General features: G+C 59.4%; 15 protein-coding genes. 9 read left to right on the top strand and 6 right to left on the bottom strand.

The window, feature by feature from the left end:
- Positions 1–74: 74 nt before the first annotated feature.
- Positions 75–380 carry a BufA1 family periplasmic bufferin-type metallophore gene (locus ACZ1HN_RS18275; protein WP_472728518.1) on the bottom strand — a complete coding sequence of 102 codons (306 nt, stop codon included), beginning with the start codon at positions 378–380 and terminating at the stop codon, positions 75–77.
- A 191-nt stretch (positions 381–571) separates the two neighbouring features.
- Positions 572–2,530, bottom strand: coding sequence for a threonine--tRNA ligase (gene thrS / locus ACZ1HN_RS18270; protein WP_472728517.1), 1,959 nt, complete (start codon positions 2,528–2,530; stop codon positions 572–574).
- A 270-nt stretch (positions 2,531–2,800) separates the two neighbouring features.
- On the opposite strand from thrS, the gene ACZ1HN_RS18265 reads away from it, so the two are divergent.
- Positions 2,801–3,013 carry a hypothetical protein gene (locus ACZ1HN_RS18265; RefSeq protein ID WP_189368976.1) on the top strand — a complete coding sequence of 71 codons (213 nt, stop codon included), beginning with the start codon at positions 2,801–2,803 and terminating at the stop codon, positions 3,011–3,013.
- On the opposite strand, the gene ACZ1HN_RS18260 is transcribed toward ACZ1HN_RS18265, so the two are convergent.
- The 3 genes from ACZ1HN_RS18260 to ACZ1HN_RS18250 form a co-directional block, all read right to left on the bottom strand.
- A complete protein-coding gene (locus ACZ1HN_RS18260; protein WP_472728516.1) occupies positions 2,998–3,579 on the bottom strand; it encodes a GNAT family N-acetyltransferase in 582 nt (193 codons plus the stop codon). The two genes, ACZ1HN_RS18265 and ACZ1HN_RS18260, sit on opposite strands and share 16 nt — an antisense overlap.
- A gap of 81 nt (positions 3,580–3,660) precedes the next feature.
- Positions 3,661–4,077, bottom strand: a complete 417-nt coding sequence (locus ACZ1HN_RS18255) for an MAPEG family protein (protein ID WP_472728515.1) — start codon at positions 4,075–4,077, stop codon at positions 3,661–3,663.
- Positions 4,078–4,080: 3 nt separating this feature from the next.
- A complete protein-coding gene (locus tag ACZ1HN_RS18250) occupies positions 4,081–4,854 on the bottom strand; it encodes an ArsR/SmtB family transcription factor (protein WP_472728514.1) in 774 nt (257 codons plus the stop codon).
- Between the two features lie 122 nt (positions 4,855–4,976).
- Here ACZ1HN_RS18250 and ACZ1HN_RS18245 point away from each other — a divergent pair, with 122 nt between their 5' ends.
- From ACZ1HN_RS18245 to ACZ1HN_RS18215, 7 genes are all read left to right on the top strand, one after another.
- The gene (locus ACZ1HN_RS18245; protein ID WP_472728513.1) at positions 4,977–5,726 is read left to right on the top strand and encodes an alpha/beta fold hydrolase; all 750 of its coding nucleotides are present in this window, start codon (positions 4,977–4,979) and stop codon (positions 5,724–5,726) included.
- Entirely contained in the window at positions 5,723–6,703 is a 981-nt protein-coding gene (locus ACZ1HN_RS18240; protein WP_472728512.1) for an alpha/beta hydrolase, read from the top strand. The genes ACZ1HN_RS18245 and ACZ1HN_RS18240 overlap by 4 nt, the downstream gene beginning before the upstream one ends.
- 1 nt (position 6,704) lies before the next feature.
- Complete coding sequence (locus ACZ1HN_RS18235; RefSeq protein ID WP_472728511.1) at positions 6,705–7,133, top strand: VOC family protein; 429 nt, start codon at positions 6,705–6,707, stop codon at positions 7,131–7,133.
- Between the two features lie 17 nt (positions 7,134–7,150).
- Complete coding sequence (locus tag ACZ1HN_RS18230) at positions 7,151–7,765, top strand: hypothetical protein (RefSeq protein ID WP_472729350.1); 615 nt, start codon at positions 7,151–7,153, stop codon at positions 7,763–7,765.
- A 122-nt stretch (positions 7,766–7,887) separates the two neighbouring features.
- On the top strand, positions 7,888–8,958 hold the full coding sequence (locus tag ACZ1HN_RS18225) for a peptidoglycan-binding protein LysM (protein ID WP_472728510.1): 1,071 nt from the start codon (positions 7,888–7,890) through the stop codon (positions 8,956–8,958).
- Entirely contained in the window at positions 8,958–10,007 is a 1,050-nt protein-coding gene (locus ACZ1HN_RS18220) for an ABC transporter substrate-binding protein (protein ID WP_472728509.1), read from the top strand. The genes ACZ1HN_RS18225 and ACZ1HN_RS18220 overlap by 1 nt, the downstream gene beginning before the upstream one ends.
- Before the next feature lie 96 nt (positions 10,008–10,103).
- The gene (locus ACZ1HN_RS18215; protein ID WP_299207350.1) at positions 10,104–10,814 is read left to right on the top strand and encodes an alpha/beta fold hydrolase; all 711 of its coding nucleotides are present in this window, start codon (positions 10,104–10,106) and stop codon (positions 10,812–10,814) included.
- Positions 10,815–11,302: 488 nt separating this feature from the next.
- Here ACZ1HN_RS18215 and ACZ1HN_RS18210 read toward each other — a convergent pair whose 3' ends face one another.
- Positions 11,303–16,246 (bottom strand): ExeM/NucH family extracellular endonuclease, encoded by a 4,944-nt coding sequence (locus tag ACZ1HN_RS18210; RefSeq protein WP_472728508.1) that lies wholly within the window; start codon positions 16,244–16,246, stop codon positions 11,303–11,305.
- Between the two features lie 353 nt (positions 16,247–16,599).
- On the opposite strand from ACZ1HN_RS18210, the gene ACZ1HN_RS18205 reads away from it, so the two are divergent.
- Positions 16,600–17,820: an alpha-D-ribose 1-methylphosphonate 5-triphosphate diphosphatase gene (locus ACZ1HN_RS18205; RefSeq protein WP_472728507.1), complete on the top strand. Its 1,221-nt coding sequence runs from the start codon at positions 16,600–16,602 to the stop codon at positions 17,818–17,820.
- Positions 17,821–17,860: the final 40 nt, after the last annotated feature.

The raw sequence follows: 17,860 nt of genomic DNA, 5'->3' as shown, positions 1-17,860 counted from the left end.
CTGAGCCTCCAGAACGTCGTTGGAAACAGATGCGCCGGACCTGTTTAGGTCCGGCGAAGGCGTGTGACGTCGCCTTATGCGGGCAGGTCGCGGTCGAGTTCTTCCAGCGAACCTTGACGCGGTGTGCCGTCGGCCAGTGCGGGCAGCTCGATCTCGGCACATGTGCCTGCGTCAACAAGTGTCCAGGCGTTGCCCTGGTAATCTACAGTCGACGTGCCGGCGCAGGTGGTTCCAGCGCCTGCGGCACAGTCATTTTCGCCAGCCAGCGAAATGCCATAGCATTTCTCTTTGCCTGCAGCGGATGCAGTGGTTGTGGAATGTGCGGTCATTGCGGCAGCAACTGCGCCAACAATCGCAACGGATTTCATCGTCTTCGACATCTTCAACGTCCCTTTCGGATATCGGTTACAGTACGGTCGTGAGCCTTACATAGGTCGGCTTGGATGGAAGTTACCACTCACGAGCCGGTGTGTCACAGAGCCGTTATCACTTGTTAGAAAAAGGGCCGAAATCCACGCAGATTTCGGCCCAATTGTTGCAATGCGGTGTGCAGATGTTGCAGGCGCAGGTGTCAGCGCATGTCCGGTGGCGTGGCATCGACGCCAAGTTGCGCCGCAACCTCTGCCAAAGGATGCACACTTGTCCGCTTTTCACCCAAGCGTCTGACGGACACGGTCTTTTCCTCGACCTCGCGGGCACCGACAGCAAGAATGACCGGCACCTTGCCGACAGAGTGTTCGCGGACCTTGTAGTTGATCTTTTCGTTGCGAATATCGGCTTCGGCCCGCACGCCCGCCGCGCGCAAGGTCTCGACAACCTCTGCCACATAGTCATCCGCCTCGGACGTGATCGACGCAACGACGACTTGGCGCGGGGCCAGCCAGAACGGCAACTTGCCCGCATGTTCTTCGATCATGATGCCCACGAACCGTTCGAAGGATCCAAGGCAGGCGCGGTGCAGCATGTAGGGGCGCTGCTTGCTGCCATCGGCGGCGATATAGGTGGCCCCCAGTCGCTCGGGCAAGTTCGGGTCGACCTGGAACGTGCCGCACTGCCAGACCCTGCCGATGGCGTCGGTCAGATAGAAGTCGAGCTTGGGGCCATAAAAGGCACCGTCGCCCGGCTCCAGCGTGAACTCGCGACCGGTCGCCTTGATCGCACCTTCAAGCGCGCCTTCAACGTGATCCCAGCTTTCATCGCTGCCCACACGCTTTTCGGGGCGCGTGGCGAATTTGATCTCGAACTTCTCAAAGCCCAGATCGGCATAAACATCGGCGAGGTAATTGATGAACTTGGCGCATTCATCTTCGATCTGATCTTCGGTGCAGAAGATGTGGCCATCGTCCTGCGTGAAACCGCGCACGCGCATGATGCCATGCAGCGCACCCGAAGGTTCATAGCGTGAACATGATCCGAATTCGGCCAGCCGCAGCGGCAGGTCGCGATAGGATTTCAGGCCCTGATTGAACACCTGCACATGGCAGGGGCAGTTCATCGGCTTGAGCGCGTTGACCGCCTTTTCCTTGGCATGTTCCTCTTCGACCTCGACGATAAACATGTGCTCTTGGTACTTGTCCCAGTGCCCCGAAGCTTCCCAGAGCTTGCGGTCAACGACCTGAGGCGTGTTGATCTCATTATAGCCGCCAGCGCGCTGTTTCCGGCGCATGTAGTCCTGTAACTCGGTATAGATCGTCCAGCCGTTTGGGTGCCAGAAAACCTGGCCGGGTGCCTCTTCCTGCATGTGGAACAGGTTCATCTCGCGACCCAGCTTGCGGTGATCGCGCTTGGCGGCCTCTTCCAGCATGTTCAGATGCGCGCGCAGCTTCTCCTTACCGGTAAAGGCCACGCCATAGATGCGCTGCAACATAGCACGGTCGGAATCCCCGCGCCAATAGGCACCAGCGATGGACATCAACTTGAACGCGTCGCCCGGCACCTGCCCGGTGTGCTGCAAGTGCGGCCCGCGACACAGGTCCTGCCAGTCGCCATGCCAGTACATGCGCAGCGGTTCATCACCCGGAATGCTCTCGATCAGCTCGACCTTGTAGGGCTCGCCCCGGTCCTCGTAATACTTGATCGCCACATCGCGATCCCACACCTCGGTGGTGACGGGATCGCGCTTGTTGATGATCTCCTTCATCTTCTTCTCGATGAGGCCTAGATCATCCGGGGTAAACGGCTCTTCCCGGTCAAAGTCGTAGTACCAGCCATTCTCGATCACTGGCCCGATGGTGACCTTGGTGTCGGGCCAGATTTCCTGCACGGCACGCGCCATGATGTGGGCCAGATCGTGGCGGACCAGCTCATTGGCCTGCACCTCATCTTGCATGGTGTGGATGGCGACCTGTGCATCTGCATCGATGGGCCACTGCAAGTCCCAGTGCTGACCATCGACGGTCGCGCTAATGGCTTTCTTGGACAGGCTCTTGGAAATGCTCTCGGCCACGGCGGCAGGGGTTACGCCCGCGTCATAGGCGCGTGCATTGCCGTCGGGAAAAGTAAGGGAAATCTTGTGCTGATCTTTGGCCATATCGGCTTCCTCGTCAGTTTGGCGCCCACGGAACGCCCGGTTGCTAGGTTATGTTATAAGGCGATGTGACAGGGTGGGCCGATGTCGTCAAGGTTCATGGCATAAGGGCCGCCACATTTTGAGGCGCCATTAGTCCGGCATACAAAGGCATGCCGAAAAAGCGACAAAAAACTGTCGATTTGCGACTGTTTGCACTGGACGCGCCCGCGCAGATCCTTAATTACAAGGGTGTTCACTATCGGAAACTTCTGATCGCGAGAGGAACGCGCAGTGCCCAAGTACAACAAGACGTTTGAGTTGTCCGTTGAAGACCTGGACCTGATCGAGGATGCGCTGCGCGCGTCCAAAAACGCTGCCATCAATGACGACCTTGCCGAAAAGGCCGCCAATGACAATGTCCGCCAGATCCACGATCTGCTGGGGCGGCTACACAATCAAAAGACATTCTACCGCCCCGCCAAAGGACCTTATGTCGGCGGCTGATCCAGCCGCAGGCTGAAACGTGGGCCTGTGCCACTGCGGCGCAGGAACCCCTCGCGTTCATAGAAGCGGCCGGCCTTGCGATTGTCGGGATGCGTGCCCACGGTCATGAAACTGCAATCTTGCTCTCGCGCTTCTGCCTGACAGGCACGCACAAGCGCCGCGCCTACACCGTTGCCCCGTGCATCTCGGCAAACAAACAGGTGGTGCATGTCCATGCCGCGCACGCCGAATTGCAGCTGCGCCATGGGCAAAAGAGCGGCATAACCCAACAACTGCGATCCGCCATCAGCCACCAGAACTGTGGCCCACGGATGCGATCCCAGCGCGTCGCGGGCCAAGCGTTCCGCGTCAATATCCGGCACATCGTCGTGGCACGTGGCCAAGCCGTTGATCATGGTCACGACCTCCGGCACGTCGTCCTCGGTCATCTTTCGTATGGTGATGGGCATCTCTGCCTCCTTCTTGTCAAACGCGCCGCGTTCGGGAAGGCAGGGGAAAAGCCGCTCGAACGCGGCTTTGGGTGGTCTAAGCAGGCACACCAAAAGCACGCAGGGAATGCGTGCCATAGTAATAGTGATGTGCAATGCGGTTGGTCATGGATGCACTGAAACCGGCAAATCCGCGCCCGTCAAGGGCGCGGACCGGCATTAAGCGGCAAAAAATGCCCAGGCCATCAAAAGACAACACACCCAACCGCCGGTAAAGATCAGCGGTCTGGCTGGGAAACGGGCGGTGCCTGTGATGTATCCCACCGCATGAGCGACGCGCAGCAGTAGGAACGCAACGCTTGTCCACGCGGTCAGGGCGGTGAAGCCGTCAACCCGATCTATCAACAGCACCAGAATGGCAAAGGGCACCGATTGCTCCAGCAGGTTCAAATGCGCCCGGTACGCACGGCGGACCCAGGGGCGGTGTACATTCGGATCCGGTGGGATGATGAAGCCATCGGGCGCATCTGCCGGGATTGACCCTTCGGGCGCTGTATTGACCCCGATGATGTACGGAATCCACAGGGACGCTGCCATCACGGCCAGCACGCCCAGGATGATAAGCTCGGTTGCCATCTCCTACGCCTCCGCCGTGTCCATGGGGCCGATATGGGCATCCTCGCCTGTCTCAAGCCAGGTTTTCAGGCCCGCCGCCCAGCGCACCCATCCATCCGCGACACCCTCGCCGGGCACGGCAGGTATACCCAGATCATAGTGCTCAATGGTCAGACGGATGAACTCCCCTTCGTTCCGCAGCAGATAGATGACGCGGCTGGCGGGAATGTCGGCGGTGGGGTCCCAATGCGGCTCGAATGTCCATTCCTGGCGGCTTTTCGGGTCGGATGACAGCAGCCGGTTGGTCAGCATGGGTGAACCATCGGGAAGGTGCATGGTGATGGCATCACCGTTGCGCGTCGCCTTGCTGCAGATAAAGTGGTAATGCGGGATCGCATCTTCATCCAGCAGCACATCCCACAAACGGTCTTGCGTGGTCTTGATGTACGTCTCCATCACAAAATCGGGTTTCGACATCTCGGGGTCTCCTTCGTCTTCAAGCTGGTGTTTGAGGTCGAGTACCGCTCGGGCCGCAGGTTTGACCCGATAGGGGTCGATCCAGCGGTCAATCGCTTCCTGCAGGGGCAGGGCGTTGAGGTAGTGGTGCTTGAAGCGCCCCACCTTTTTCGTGGTGATCAGCCCGGCCTCTTCCAGAACACCCAGATGCTTCATGACACCGAACCGGGTCATGTCGAGCAGCCCCTGCAAATCCTGCAGGGTCTGACCGTCTCGATCCCTCAGGCTGTCCAACAGCGTGCGGCGCGCGGGGTCTGACAAGGCTTTGAACAGATCATCCATATAACATCTATATGTGATCCTTTAGTCACGTGACAAGGTGGTCACGTATAAAAATCCCCCAGCGTCAGGATGGACAGATGCGGCGTGCTTGCAGATGATCCGCCAAACGAAGGGGAGGGGACATGAGCGGACCAGACTATCTCGACACGCCACAAGGGCGGCGGCTCGCCTATCATCAGAGCGAAGGAACGGGGCCATGGGTCGTGTTCCTTGGTGGTCTGAAATCCGACATGGAAGGGACCAAGGCCATCCACCTCGAAGCCTGGTGCCGTGCCCAGGGCCGGGCGTTCCTGCGGTTCGACTATTCCGGTCACGGGATCAGCTCCGGCACCTTCGAAGAGGGGTGTATTGGCGACTGGGCCGAAGACACTGCCTACGCCCTGCACACCCTGACCGACGGCAAGCTGATCGTCGTAGGCAGTTCCATGGGCGGCTGGCAATCGTTACTTTTTGCCCGCACGCACCCGGATCGGGTGGCGGGGCTGGTGACTATCGCTGCAGCCCCCGATTTCACCGAAGACGGATACTGGGCCACTTTCACCGATGCGCAAAAGGCAACGCTGGAAGCCGAGGGCCAGATCGCCATGCCCTCGGACTACATGGAACCTTACATCATCACCAAACGCCTGATCGAAGACGGGCGAAACCAACTGGTCCTACGCGACCCGCTGCCATTGCCGTTCCCCGTGCGCTGCCTCCAGGGCACCGCCGACACCGCCGTCTCCACCGAAACCGCTGTCCGCCTTCTGAACCATGCCGACAGCCCCGACATGCGGCTGAACCTGGTCAAAGGCGCCGATCACCGCTTCTCCGACGGTCCCTGCCTCGGCCTGATCGAAGACGCCATCACCGACATACTGGAGAGCGCATGAAAACCTTCGGCAAGGCGCTCGGCCGCATCCTCCTCATCCTCGTCCTGCTGATCGCGGGTCTTTGGCTCTTAGGCCCCTACGAAAAAGCTCCATTGACCCCCACGATAAGTGACATCAACCCTGACCTCGGCGCACATTTTGCAAGTGTCGAAAGCCAGTTTGACGACATCACCCCCGGCACCGAAAAGCGGATCGTCTGGGCCGGTGACGCGGGGGCCAAAACCGACTGGTCCATTCTCTATATCCACGGTTTCTCTGCCACGTCCGAAGAAATCCGCCCCGTCCCTGACCGCATCGCCGACGCGCTGGGCGCAAACCTGATCTACACCCGGCTTCAAGGCCACGGACGCAGCAGCGACGCCCTTGCCGAAGGCACGGTCCAAGGTTGGGTCAACGACCTTGCCGAAGGGCTGGCCGCCGCCCGGCAAGCTGGGACCAAGGTGCTGATCCTGTCCACCTCCACCGGCGGCACACTTGTCACCGCCACGGCCCAAGACACAGACCTGATGGAAAACGTCGCGGGCATCATCCTCGTCTCGCCCAATTACGGTCTCAACAATCCGCTCGCCAAACTGCTCAGCTGGCCCGCCGCCCGCCACTGGCTGCCCCCGCTGGCAGGCGACCGGCGCAGCTTTACACCGCGCAACGAAGAACATGGGCTATACTGGACAACCGAATATCTAAGCGTCGCCGTCATGCCGATGGCAGCCCTGATCGACGCGGTCGCCGACATGGATCACAGCACCCAAACGATCCCGGCGCTGTTCTGGTACTCGGAAGCCGACGAAGTCGTCCGCCCGGACTTGACGGCGCAAGTCGCGCAAGGGTGGGGTGCACCCACCCAGACGGTCAACCCGACCATGGGTGCGCAGGACGATCCGCAGAGCCATGTGATCGCGGGCGATATCATGTCCTCTGGCCAGAACATGGCAACGGTTCAGGGTATGCTCGACTGGATTGCCACATTGGAGAACTAAGATGGACCAACGCGTCTCGCTCATTACGCTCGGTGCCCGCGACATGGAAAAACTGGCGGCGTTCTACGAGGCGCTGGGCTGGCGGCGGGTCGACAGCCCCGATGGGGTCATCGCCTTCGACCTGATTGGGCAAACGCTCGGGCTATACCCGCTTCAGGCCCTCGCGGACGATATTGGTGTGCCGGTCGATGACCTTGGTCATGGCGCTGCAACGTTCGCACACAATGTCCCGGACAAGGCTGATGTCGCCCCACTGCTGGCGCGCGCGGAGGAGGCTGGGGCCAAGATCCTCAAATCGGCTCAGGACGTGTTCTGGGGCGGTTACCACGGCTACTTCGCAGACCCCGAAGGGCACGTCTGGGAAATCGCCCACAACCCATTCTCCCCGCTTGGACCGAATGGCGAATTCCAATGGAACGGGGCCGCCTAATGCGCCGCCCTGCCAGCATGTGGAGCCTTGAAAACCTTGGTCGCGTGCGGCTTTCGAAACACTTCTACATGCGCGATTTCCTCTATTCAGAGATCGGTAACTATCACCAAATTCAGAACCTGCCCCGCGACCCGGACCTTGCCATCGCCAACGGCAAACAGCTCAGCACCGAATTGCTTGACCCGCTGGAAGAGACCTTTGGCCGTCTCGCCATCCGCTCCGGCTACCGCTCGCCGGAACTCAATCAGTATGGCAATGAAAACAGGCTGAACTGCGCCCGCAATGACAACCCGATCGAATGCCACATCTGGGATTGGGGGAAAGGTGACAAGGCCATTGCAGGCACGTCTCTGGCGATCCCTTGGTTCACGGATCAATATGATCAGGGGCGCGACTGGCGCGATCTGGCGTGGTGGATCCATGACCATTTGCCCTATTCAGGCATGTGGTTCTTTCCCAAGCTGTGCGCCTTCAACCTCGATTGGCGCCCAAACCCACACCGCATGATCGGCAGCTACATCGCGCCCAAGGGGCTGCTCTTGCGACGCGGGAACGACCCTGCCGAGCCGCTGAAGCAAAGACAGCGCCGGTATGCCGATTTCCCACCGTTCCGCGGAATCGCCTACCCATGATGCAGTGGGTGCGCTGCCAAACCTGTCAATTGGTATACTTTACCCCCACATCTGGTTTGTGAGTTGACGCAGCCCAGCAAAATAAGGGATTTTGCTCCCCAATACACCTGGGGGAACAGGCAATGAAACGATTCTTGGGGGCGGCGGCGCTGGCATTCGCAGCGTCGGCCACAACGGTTGCGGCACAGGCATGCGGTGGGATCTACACGGTGGAACGGGGCGACAGCCTGTCCGTGATCGCCGACCAGCAATACAAAAACGCGACCAAGTGGACAGAGGTGCACCGCAACAACCTGTCCGTCATCGGCGAGAACCGCAATGCCCTACTGGTCGGGATGGAGCTGCGGCTAGGCTGTATCGATGGTTTGCCGGTCGGACTGCCCGGCGCGACGACAACCACTGCTCCCGTCATACAGACGGCGACGACAGCCCCCACACGGCGCAAACTCGAACAGTCGATCAATATCGTAACGGCAGGTGACTTTGCCCCTTTCACCGACCAAGCCCTTGAAAACGAAGGGCTCATTACGGATGTCGTCCACACGGCGATGCGCAACTCGCAATCGAATGACAACTACCGTGTGCATTGGGTCAACGACTGGTCATCGCACCTCGATCCGCTGATGACCAACGCCATGATGGACATGGCTTTTCCCTGGTACACACCCGATTGCGCAGGCTCCCCGGACAATTACCGCTGTACGAATTTCCACTTCTCGGACCCGATGTTCGAGATGCTGATCCTGCTCTTTGTGGACAAAACCCGGCCCATCCCCTTTGCGCAGGACAGCGATATCGAGGGGCGCACACTTTGCCGTCCGGCAGGGTATTTCACCCATGATCTCGACCGCGCTGACCGGCGTTGGATCACCGATGGCAAAATCACTTTGAAGCAGCCTCAGACCGTGAAGGGATGCTTTGATATGCTGGTCGCAGGTGAGGTGGACGCCGTTGCGATGAACGAATTCACGGGCCGCGCCGCGATCAAGGATCTGGGCCTAAAGGATCAGGTCGAAGTGGTGCAGGGCCGCCCGGTGTCTATCGAAGGGTTGCACGTCCTTGTCCATAAGGATCACCCCAATGCAGACGCGCTCTTGTCGACCATCAACGGTGGGCTGGATGCGATCAAGCTTTCCGGCGAATACCAGCAGGTGATCGACCGGCATATGTCAAAGATCTGGGCTGATTTCTGATGTTGCGTCGTCTCGTTCTCTCGACGGCTGCGTGCCTCGGGTTTGGCTCGGCGGCCATGGCATGCCAGCCTTCTCTGGTCGTGGCGCCGGGTGATACGCTGTTTTCGATTGCCGAAGAGCAGCTTGGCGATCTGTCACGCTGGTCGCTGATCTTCTACAACAACCCGGACATTCAGGGTGGCAGCCTGCTGGATCTGCCCGCAGGCACGGTACTGACGATCCCGTGCCCCGAAGTTGCCGCACAACACCAGGCTCCAACGCCGACCGTTCAGGCGGACCCAAAACCCCTGCAACAAGAGGCCGAGGCTGAGATCAAGCTGGTCACCGCCTCGAACTATGCCCCTTTCACCGATCTGGATTGGCCGGGGCAGGGGATGTTGACCGAACTGGTCAACGCCGCGTTCGAGGCGACGCCGAACCCGCTGACTTATTCCATCGAATGGGAAAATGACTGGTCCAAGCATCTCTTTCCCATGCTCGACAGCAAGGAGTTTGACATGGGGTTCCCGTGGTTCAAACCGGACTGCGCGGGCAATCCGGCAAACGAACGCTGCGCCAATTTCCATTTCTCCGAACCGCTTGTCGATCTGGTCATCCTGCTGTTTGCTCGAGCCGAGGACCGGTTCACGTTTGCGCAGGACGCGGATTTGCACGGGAAAACCCTGTGTCGGCCTGCCGGGTATTTTACCCATGATCTGGATCGCGCCGACCGCCGTTGGCTGAGCGATGGGTTGGTCACGCTGGCGCAACCCGCCACACCTGACGATTGCTTCAAGATGCTTGTGTCTGGTGACGTGGACGCCGTGGCCTTGAATGAATTTCTTGGCGTGCAAAAGATGTTCGAGATGGAACTGACGGACAAGGTGGCACCTTTGTCCCGGCCCGTGTCGATCGAGGGGTTGCATGTGTTGATTTCCAAGAAGCACTGGCGGGGAACAGCGCATCTGTATCGTTTCAACGCGGGGCTCGCGAAACTCAAGCAAAGCGACCGCTACAACGAGATTGTCAGCCGGCACCTTGGTCTCTTTTGGGACCAGATCAAGAGTTGACGGACCGGCAGGGCTTGCCGCCGCCCGCGTGGCAGGTCATGGTAAACAAAACGTTAATCAGCAGGCAGCAGATGGCGCGAATGGCAGGGCAGGGGCATGGCTGAGCCCCTTGTTTTTCTTCCCGGAATGATGTGCGACGCGCGGCTCTTTGGGCCGCAGATTGCTGAATTGTCCTCCGAATTTTCGGTGATGGTCTCGCCCGTAACCCGCGGGGAACGGATCGAGGAGATCGCAAGCGGCCTGCTCGACGAATTGCCCCAACGTTTCGCACTGGCGGGGCTGTCGATGGGTGGGATCGTCGCAATGGAAATCCTGCGCCGCGCTCCGGACCGCGTCACCCGACTGGCGCTGATGGACACCAACCCGCTGGCTGAAACACCTCAGGTTGCCGCCGCGCGCGAGCCGCAGATCGTGAAGGTCCGGACGGGGCGGATGCACGAGGTGATGCGGGACGAGATGAAGCCCAACTACCTCGCGCCTGGTCCCTACCGGAACGAGATCCTCGACCTCGTGATGGACATGGCATCCGCTCTTGGACCGGAAGTGTTCGTCCGCCAGTCCCGCGCTTTGCAACGTCGCCGGGACCAGCAGGGGACACTGCGCAAGTGCAAGGTTCCGACCCTCGTTCTGTGTGGTGCGCATGATGAATTGTGCCCGGTCAAACGGCATACGTTCATGGCGGAACTGATCCCGGGAGCCGAGCTGAAAGTGTTGGACGACGCGGGGCATTTGCCGACGCTGGAGATGCCAGCGGAGACGACACAAGCGTTGCGAGACTGGTTGAAACAGCCGCTGATTTTGCGTTGAGAATGGGTTTGTCCCCGCGGGGACACCCTGTTCGGTCCAGTGACGAATTCTCAATGACTTCGGGATTGTCCGGGAGAAAGAAAAGGTTGGCCCTGCGCACGGTGTGATATGTGCATGTTAACCGGTGGCGAGGCAGACTGACCCTCGAAGGGGGGCGGCATTGTGACGGCTGGAATTGAGTCTGTCGCAAAGACCCCATATTGGACTGTTAAGTTGGTACGCCCAGACGCGGGTTTTGTGCAATCCGGCTGAGTGTCTCTCCGAGCCCATCTGAATCATTGTGGATTTGCATTGCGTGTCGTCGCAGCACAAACGACTGCTGCAGGTGCGGGTGATCGCACGCTCAATGCCCGGGCGTGGAAGCGAAGCCTCTTCTACTCAAATCCGCCGAAGAGGCATCGCGTTGTGTATCAAGACCCTTGCCAAACGTCGTGGTCTGGTATCCGCGTGCGCCAAGACTTCAAGGCGCACGCGTCAAATTTGTTCGCTCACCCAACCAGAATGTCATCCGGATTGGTGTTGATACCAATAATCAGCGGGTCGTGATCGGACGACGCAAACAGGCTGTCCTCAAAGAAGTTCGCGTTGTTGAAGGCTGAGTTGTAGTTCAACAGGTCTGGTTCGTCGGCGTTGATGTGCCACTCGGCTGCGCCCGTGATCAATCCGGCCATGTCATCCGAGGCGATGGCATGATCAAGAGAACCTCGCTGACCGTCAAAGACAAAACTGTATGCTTCGTCTTGGCCGATGAACTGATCAATCAGGTCCACCAGACCGGGATCATCGGCAAGCGATTGCACCGGATCTTCCTGCGCATAGGCGTTGAGATCGCCCATGATGATGAAGTTGGACACGCCACCGCCCATGTAGTCATTTTCGATCCAGGTCTGGACCTCGGCCGCGGCGTCGGCGCGAACCTGGTTCCAGAACGCCTGACCGTCCCCCTGGTCGTAATTGGGGTCGTTGATCAGCGCATCGATATCGGCCTGCGTGATGTCCGTGCCGCCGCCGTCCAGATAGTCTTGGGCAGCTTCGACCAGATCGTCCAACCCGCTTGGGCCTTTCGATTTGAAGTGGTTTGAAACGATTGTGAACGTCTCGCCAGTTTCATTGTCTTCGAACGTGGCCGCAACCGCAGGACGGTTCCGTTGGAAATCACCAACTTGAGCATCCGACGGCACCACAGCGTTCAAGACCTCTGCCAAGGCAAAGGTTGTCGCGGCCGAGCTTTCGTCAAACGCGAGGAATTCGGAATGCACAACCGACACAGCGTTGGCGTCATAGACGATGCCGGTTGTAATCGCATCGGTCCCGATAAAGCCTGCGTCAGTTGTTGGATCGACAAAGGCGTAGTTGGCGCCTGATCCGGTGTCCGTCGCTTCCACGTTCAGCGCATCGACCAGGGTCGCGATGGCCGAGTCCGCTCCGAAACCGCCGTTCTCGATCTCTTGCAGGGCGAAAACCTCTGCCCCGGTTCCTGTGATCGCGTCGACCAGTTTGTCGGTCTGCCGTTCAAGATCGGCCTCGGTTGAGGCCCCGCGCGGGTCCAGACCATTCGGGCCAGAACCGCCTTCGCCACGCAAGGTGGAGAAGTAGTTCAGCACGTTGACCGATGCGACCTGGATGTTTCCGCCAACGTCCGGTGCTGTTTCTTCGCGCGCTCCGGAATTGGTGCTTTCGTCGATATCCAGCGTCCCTTCGACCAGCATGCGGTATTCGCCAAAGCCAAAACTCATGACGCCGGTGGTCGGCCCGTCAAGCTCTGCGCCAAGGCGCAAAGTCGGTCCATCCTCAATAAAGGTATCGCCTGCATCAAGGAAACCATTGCCATTGTCGCCAGCTGTCGTGTTGGCAATGTACTGGAACTCGTCCGGGTTCTGCTCTGACACACCGTCGTCGATCAGCAGCCGGTTGTTTGCATTCTCTTCGGCCAGGGCCGCAACGTCTGCCCCTTCGGTTTGCGCATCGAAAATCTGGGTTGGTTGGGTCTGTATGCCCGCCGAGACGGTGATTTCGCCAAAGCGGTCAAGGTTGAAGTTCTCGATCACCGTGATGTTTTCGCCTTCGACACCGCTGTCGAGTGTAAAGCGCATGCCTTCGATGGCCTCAAAGTTCTGCGCGGCACCACTCAGCAAGACGGTGGCTGCGGTTGGAAGCGCATTGCCCGATGACACGACTTGCACCCGATCCTGGGACAGTTGTGTCTGGCCAAAGAATTCGTCGACCACGCCACGTGTCACGACCAGATCGCCAACGGCCGGTTCGTTCTCTCCCCCGGTGAAAACGAAGATCCCCTCAGAGGTCAGGGCGTTGCCGTCGTCATCGGCGTCCTCTTCCTGCAGGAAGTACCCGTTCTCGGTCACGTAGGTGACGATCGCTTCAACCGTCACGACCTGATCCACCAATTCGCTTTCAGCGCCTTCACCCTGAATGTCGGAAATCAGCACCCGGTCGTCATCGTCCAACACTTCGACCGACGCCGTTGGGGTCACGATGTCACCGCCCACTGGGTTGGTGAGGGTCACGGTGAAGGTTTCATCGTCTTCGATAACGGTGTCGCCCGTCACTTCAAATGTGACCGTGGCGCAGGTTTGGCCTTCCGCAAACTCCACGGTGCCGGTCGGGAGCGCCCCGCCAAAATCCTCTGCATCGACATCGCCGCCGATGGTGAACTCAACGCTTCCTGCCTCGGACACGTCGCCGTCGCGCGTGATCTCAAAGCTGACTTCGGTCACGCCGTCGTCGCCTTCAAACACATCGCCGCTCAGCGCCTCAACGGCATAGGTGGGGGCTTCGGGTTCTCCTGTTCCGCCGGTGCCTTCGATCACAAGGTTTTGGAAGGCAAATGCCTCGGACCCGCCGTCGGTTTCGGCGGTGAATGTCAGGTTCAGGGTGGACCCGGTGCCTCCGATTGATCCGGTCAGGGTTTGCAACACGTTAGACAGAACCTCGCCCGACCCGGCAAGGGTCAGAGGGTCGCTGAGCGTTTCGACGCTTCCGCTCGCGAGGGTATAGTCGAGAGACGCGGCTTCGTCGGCCACGAAGTCGAACAAGGACATCTCGGTGCCGCCGTCGATGTTGTAGGTGAAGCTGAAGCTGTCAGAGCTTTCGAAATCGCCCATGGCGCCCGCGTCAATCGACAGCAACAGATCACTGAAGCCGGAAATGTCAAAGGCCCATGTGGCGGACACCGGGCCGGATGTGTCGCTGTTGACCGTATCTGTCGCGCCAAAGAACGGGTCGGTGTTGGTGCTGCTGTCGATGATGCCAAGGCTGTCGGCCGGGAAGCTTCCGGCACTGTCATCAACAAGGCTGAACGGTATGGATCCGCTTGTGCCCAATTGGAAGATCCCGAACCCGTCGCCAGCGCTGGAAAAGTCTGGCGCGTTGTTTGTGAAGGAAATCAGGTTCACATCCGCGCCGCCCGTCAGGGTCGATGCGACGATCTGGGGCCCGGCGGGTGTTGCCGCTTCGACCACGAGGTTCTGGATGGCAAACGCTTCTGATCCGCCATCCGTGTTGGCCGTCAGGGTGACGTTGAGAACGGACCCTGTGCCGGCCAGATCGGCGCTGAGCGTTTGCAGGGCATTGGACAACACCTCGCCCGTTCCGGCCACTGTCAGCGGGTCATCCAGTGTTTCGACGCTGCCGTTCGCCAACGTGTAGTCCTGCGAGGCATCCTCATCCGCGACGAATTCGAACAGCACAATGTCTGCGCCGCCGTCGATGTTGTAGGTGATGACAAAGCTGTCGGTGCTTTCGAAGTCGCCCATGGCGCCCGCGTCGACGCTGAGGCTGAGATCGCTTTCGCCTGCGATGTCGAAGGACCACGTGGCTGTGACATCGCCATCATTGTCGCTGTTTTGCGTATCGGTGGCCCCGAAAAACACATCGGTGTTGGTGCTGCTGTCTATGATGCCGAGGCTGTCGCCCGGGAAGCTTCCGGCGCTGTCATCAACGAGGCTGAACGGTACAGAGCCAGCACCTGCCTCAAAGAAGCCGAACCCGTCCCCGGGGCTAGAGAAGGTCGGCGCGGAGTTGACGAAATCGAGCAGGCCCAGCGATGCGCTGCCGACCATGTCGAATGCAATCGTGCTGGTTCCGCTGCCGCCCGTTTGAGGGGCGGGGATGACTTGCACTGCGACGCTGCGGGTGGTGGTTTCGGTGCCATCCGAAACTGACAGCTCAAGGTCGTAGATGTTGTCCCCGCCGGCATCGAGCGGGTTGTCCACCTCCGGCGGTGCGACAAAGCTGATGGCACCGGTCTCCGCATCGATTGTGAACAACTCGGCATCATCGCCTGATAGGGAAAAGCTCAGCGTGTCGCCGTCAGGATCGTCCGCATTTATGACGGCCTGGAACGTGCTGTTGCCTTCGATCAAGCAGATCTGGTCGACAGTCAGCAGGTTTGGCGCTTCGCCTTCACCTTCGATTGTGACGGTGACTGTCGCCGTTACTGTGCTGCCGTTGCCATCAGTGACCATGTAGGTGAATGTGTCGGTTGCGGTTTCTCCGGCACCGAGGCTGTCAAACACTGAACCCGGATCATACGTCACCTCGCCGTCAACGAGACTGACCGTGGCGCCCAAGGCGCTGGTTTCCGAAACGGCCGTGATTTCAAGCGCATCGCTGTCCGCGTCCGTATCATTGGCCAGCAAAGCGGCCGTCGTTATGGTCAGGACGCCACTTTCGCTGACGGTTGCAGTGTCATCACCCGCGATGACCGGATCGTTTTCGCCGGTGATTGTAACTGTGACGGTGGCAGTGTCTGTGCCGCCATTTCCATCATCGACGACATAGGTGAACGTGTCCGTAGCGGTTTCACCCGCGCCCAAATAGTCAAAGACTGTACCCGGTTCATAGCTGATTTCGCCGTTGTTGAGCGTGACTTGCGCACCGGTTGCACTGACGGCCGAAACGGAGGTGATCTCGATCATATCCCCGTCGAACTCGCGATCGTTGTCCAAGAGCGCATTGGCCGTGATGGTCAATGTCGTGTTTTCTGAAGTCGCAACTTCGTCGTCGCCTGCAAGAACGGCGTTGTTCTCACCGTTCAGGAAAAGGGTATAGTCGTCTGCCGCAAAATAGAGGGCCTCGACACTGTAAAGCGTGTCGCGGCCCGCATCCTCAACACTCGGGTCGATGGAGGTCACGGTGGTTGGGCCCCACCAGCTTCGTACGTTGATGGAGTAGTCGTCGATCGATCCGGCATACTGTGCCGTATCAAACCTAAAGCCACCAAAGATCCGATCGTTTCCGGCGCCGCCGTTTATGACATCATTTCCGAAACCGGCAAAAATCCGGTCGTTTCCAGCGCCCGACGTGATGGTATCGTTTCCGCCAAATGCGAAGATGTAGTCTCGTCCATCCGTGCCCGTCAGGGTATCATCGCTCCAGGATCCGAATTCAAAATTACGATAGTGGCGGCTCATATCGATTCCCCTTTAGGAAGACGCTTGGATGTTGTGTTCTCATCAAACTGTGAAAGTTTTTGAACAATAGAGTGACAGTATCGGAGGCCGATTTTTTCTCCAACTGGTTGTATTCAAGACGCCGCAGTATCGGCCAAATTCTGCGTGCCTTTTGTGCAGAACCTGAATGGCCTGGACGTGCACTGCGTCCAGCACACGTCTTATGCTCAATAATCCGGCGGTTGCGCCACGCAGGGCGGGTGCAGGAGGGACGAGAGAGCTTGTTCTCAGGCTTTGCGTGCCGCAAGCTGGAACACCGCGAGCCCGGAAAACCGGGTTCATACCATTGGCACCTGACTATGGAACGGCTGTAGATGATCACCTTTGAAGGCGCGCAGGTCTATCTGCCGGATGGTATCGCTGAAACCAGCGTAACAGTCACCGAGGGCCAGATCGCCGAGATCGGCGGCCCCGCGCAAGGCGTGGTGATTGATGCGCGCGGTCTGATCCTTGCGCCTGCCCTGATCGATGTGCATGGCGATGCGTTCGAGCGGCAGTTGATGCCGCGCCCGGGCGTGTATTTTCCGACCGACACGGCGGTGATTGATACGGACCGGCAGCTTGCTACGAACGGCATCGCAACAGCCTACCACGCAATCACCCTTGGGTGGGAACCCGGGCTGCGCGATGTGCATCGTGGACGCGATTTGATGCAGGCCATGCGCGATCTGGCCCCCCGGCTGACGGTGGAAAACCGGGTGCAGTTGCGCTGGGAAACCTTTGCGTTCGAGGCGCTGGACGTGATCGAATGGGCACTTGCAGGGCCGCTGTTACCATCGATCGCCTTCAACGATCACACATCCATGGTGATGCGCGGCTACGATGTCCCGATCCAGGAACGTGCGTTCGAGTTGTCCCCCGATTTCTCTGTTGCCGCGTTGGATGATGACCGCATGAAAAAGCGGACCGTCGCAAAGGCCCGTCGTGCAGGGTTGGGCGAGGACGACTACATCGCGCTTCTGGGCGAGGTTTGGACCCGGCGCAGCGCGGTTCCTGATATGATCGCCAAAGTGGCCGAGATGAGCCGTGCGGTGGGCGCACCGATGCTGAGCCATGATGACACGCGCGACGAAACCCGCGCCTATTTCCGGGCCATTGGTGCCGATGTGGCCGAATTCCCGATGGTTTTGGAAGCCGCAGAAGCCGCGCGCGCAGGCGGCGACCCGATCATCTTTGGCGCACCCAACGCGGCGCGGGGCGGCAGCCATATCGGTTCTCTCAGTGCGGGCGACATGGTCGAGGCGGGTCTGTGTGATGCACTGGCCTCGGATTACTTTTACCCTGCCATGCTGGCCGCCATTGCAAAGCTTGATGAAGAGCGCCGTGCGGATCGCCACGCGCTTTGGTCGTTGATCTCAACCGGTCCGGCACGAGCGATGAAGTTGAACGACCGCGGCGAGATCGCAATCGGCAAGCGTGCCGACCTTGTTCTGGTCGACTGGCCGGAAGTGTCTGTTCCGGCCGTGCAGGGGACATGGGTGGCCGGCCGCTGCGCCTATCGTGGTGTGCCTTTTGCGTCGAGCAGTCCGGCGTGACCCGTTGACCCGTAACACAGCTTAACGTCAGTGGATGTTT

The organism is Tateyamaria sp. GN1-10 (genome assembly GCF_055693845.1).
Note: the sequence above shows the minus strand (reverse complement) of the source record. Positions and strands in the feature narration are given on the sequence as shown.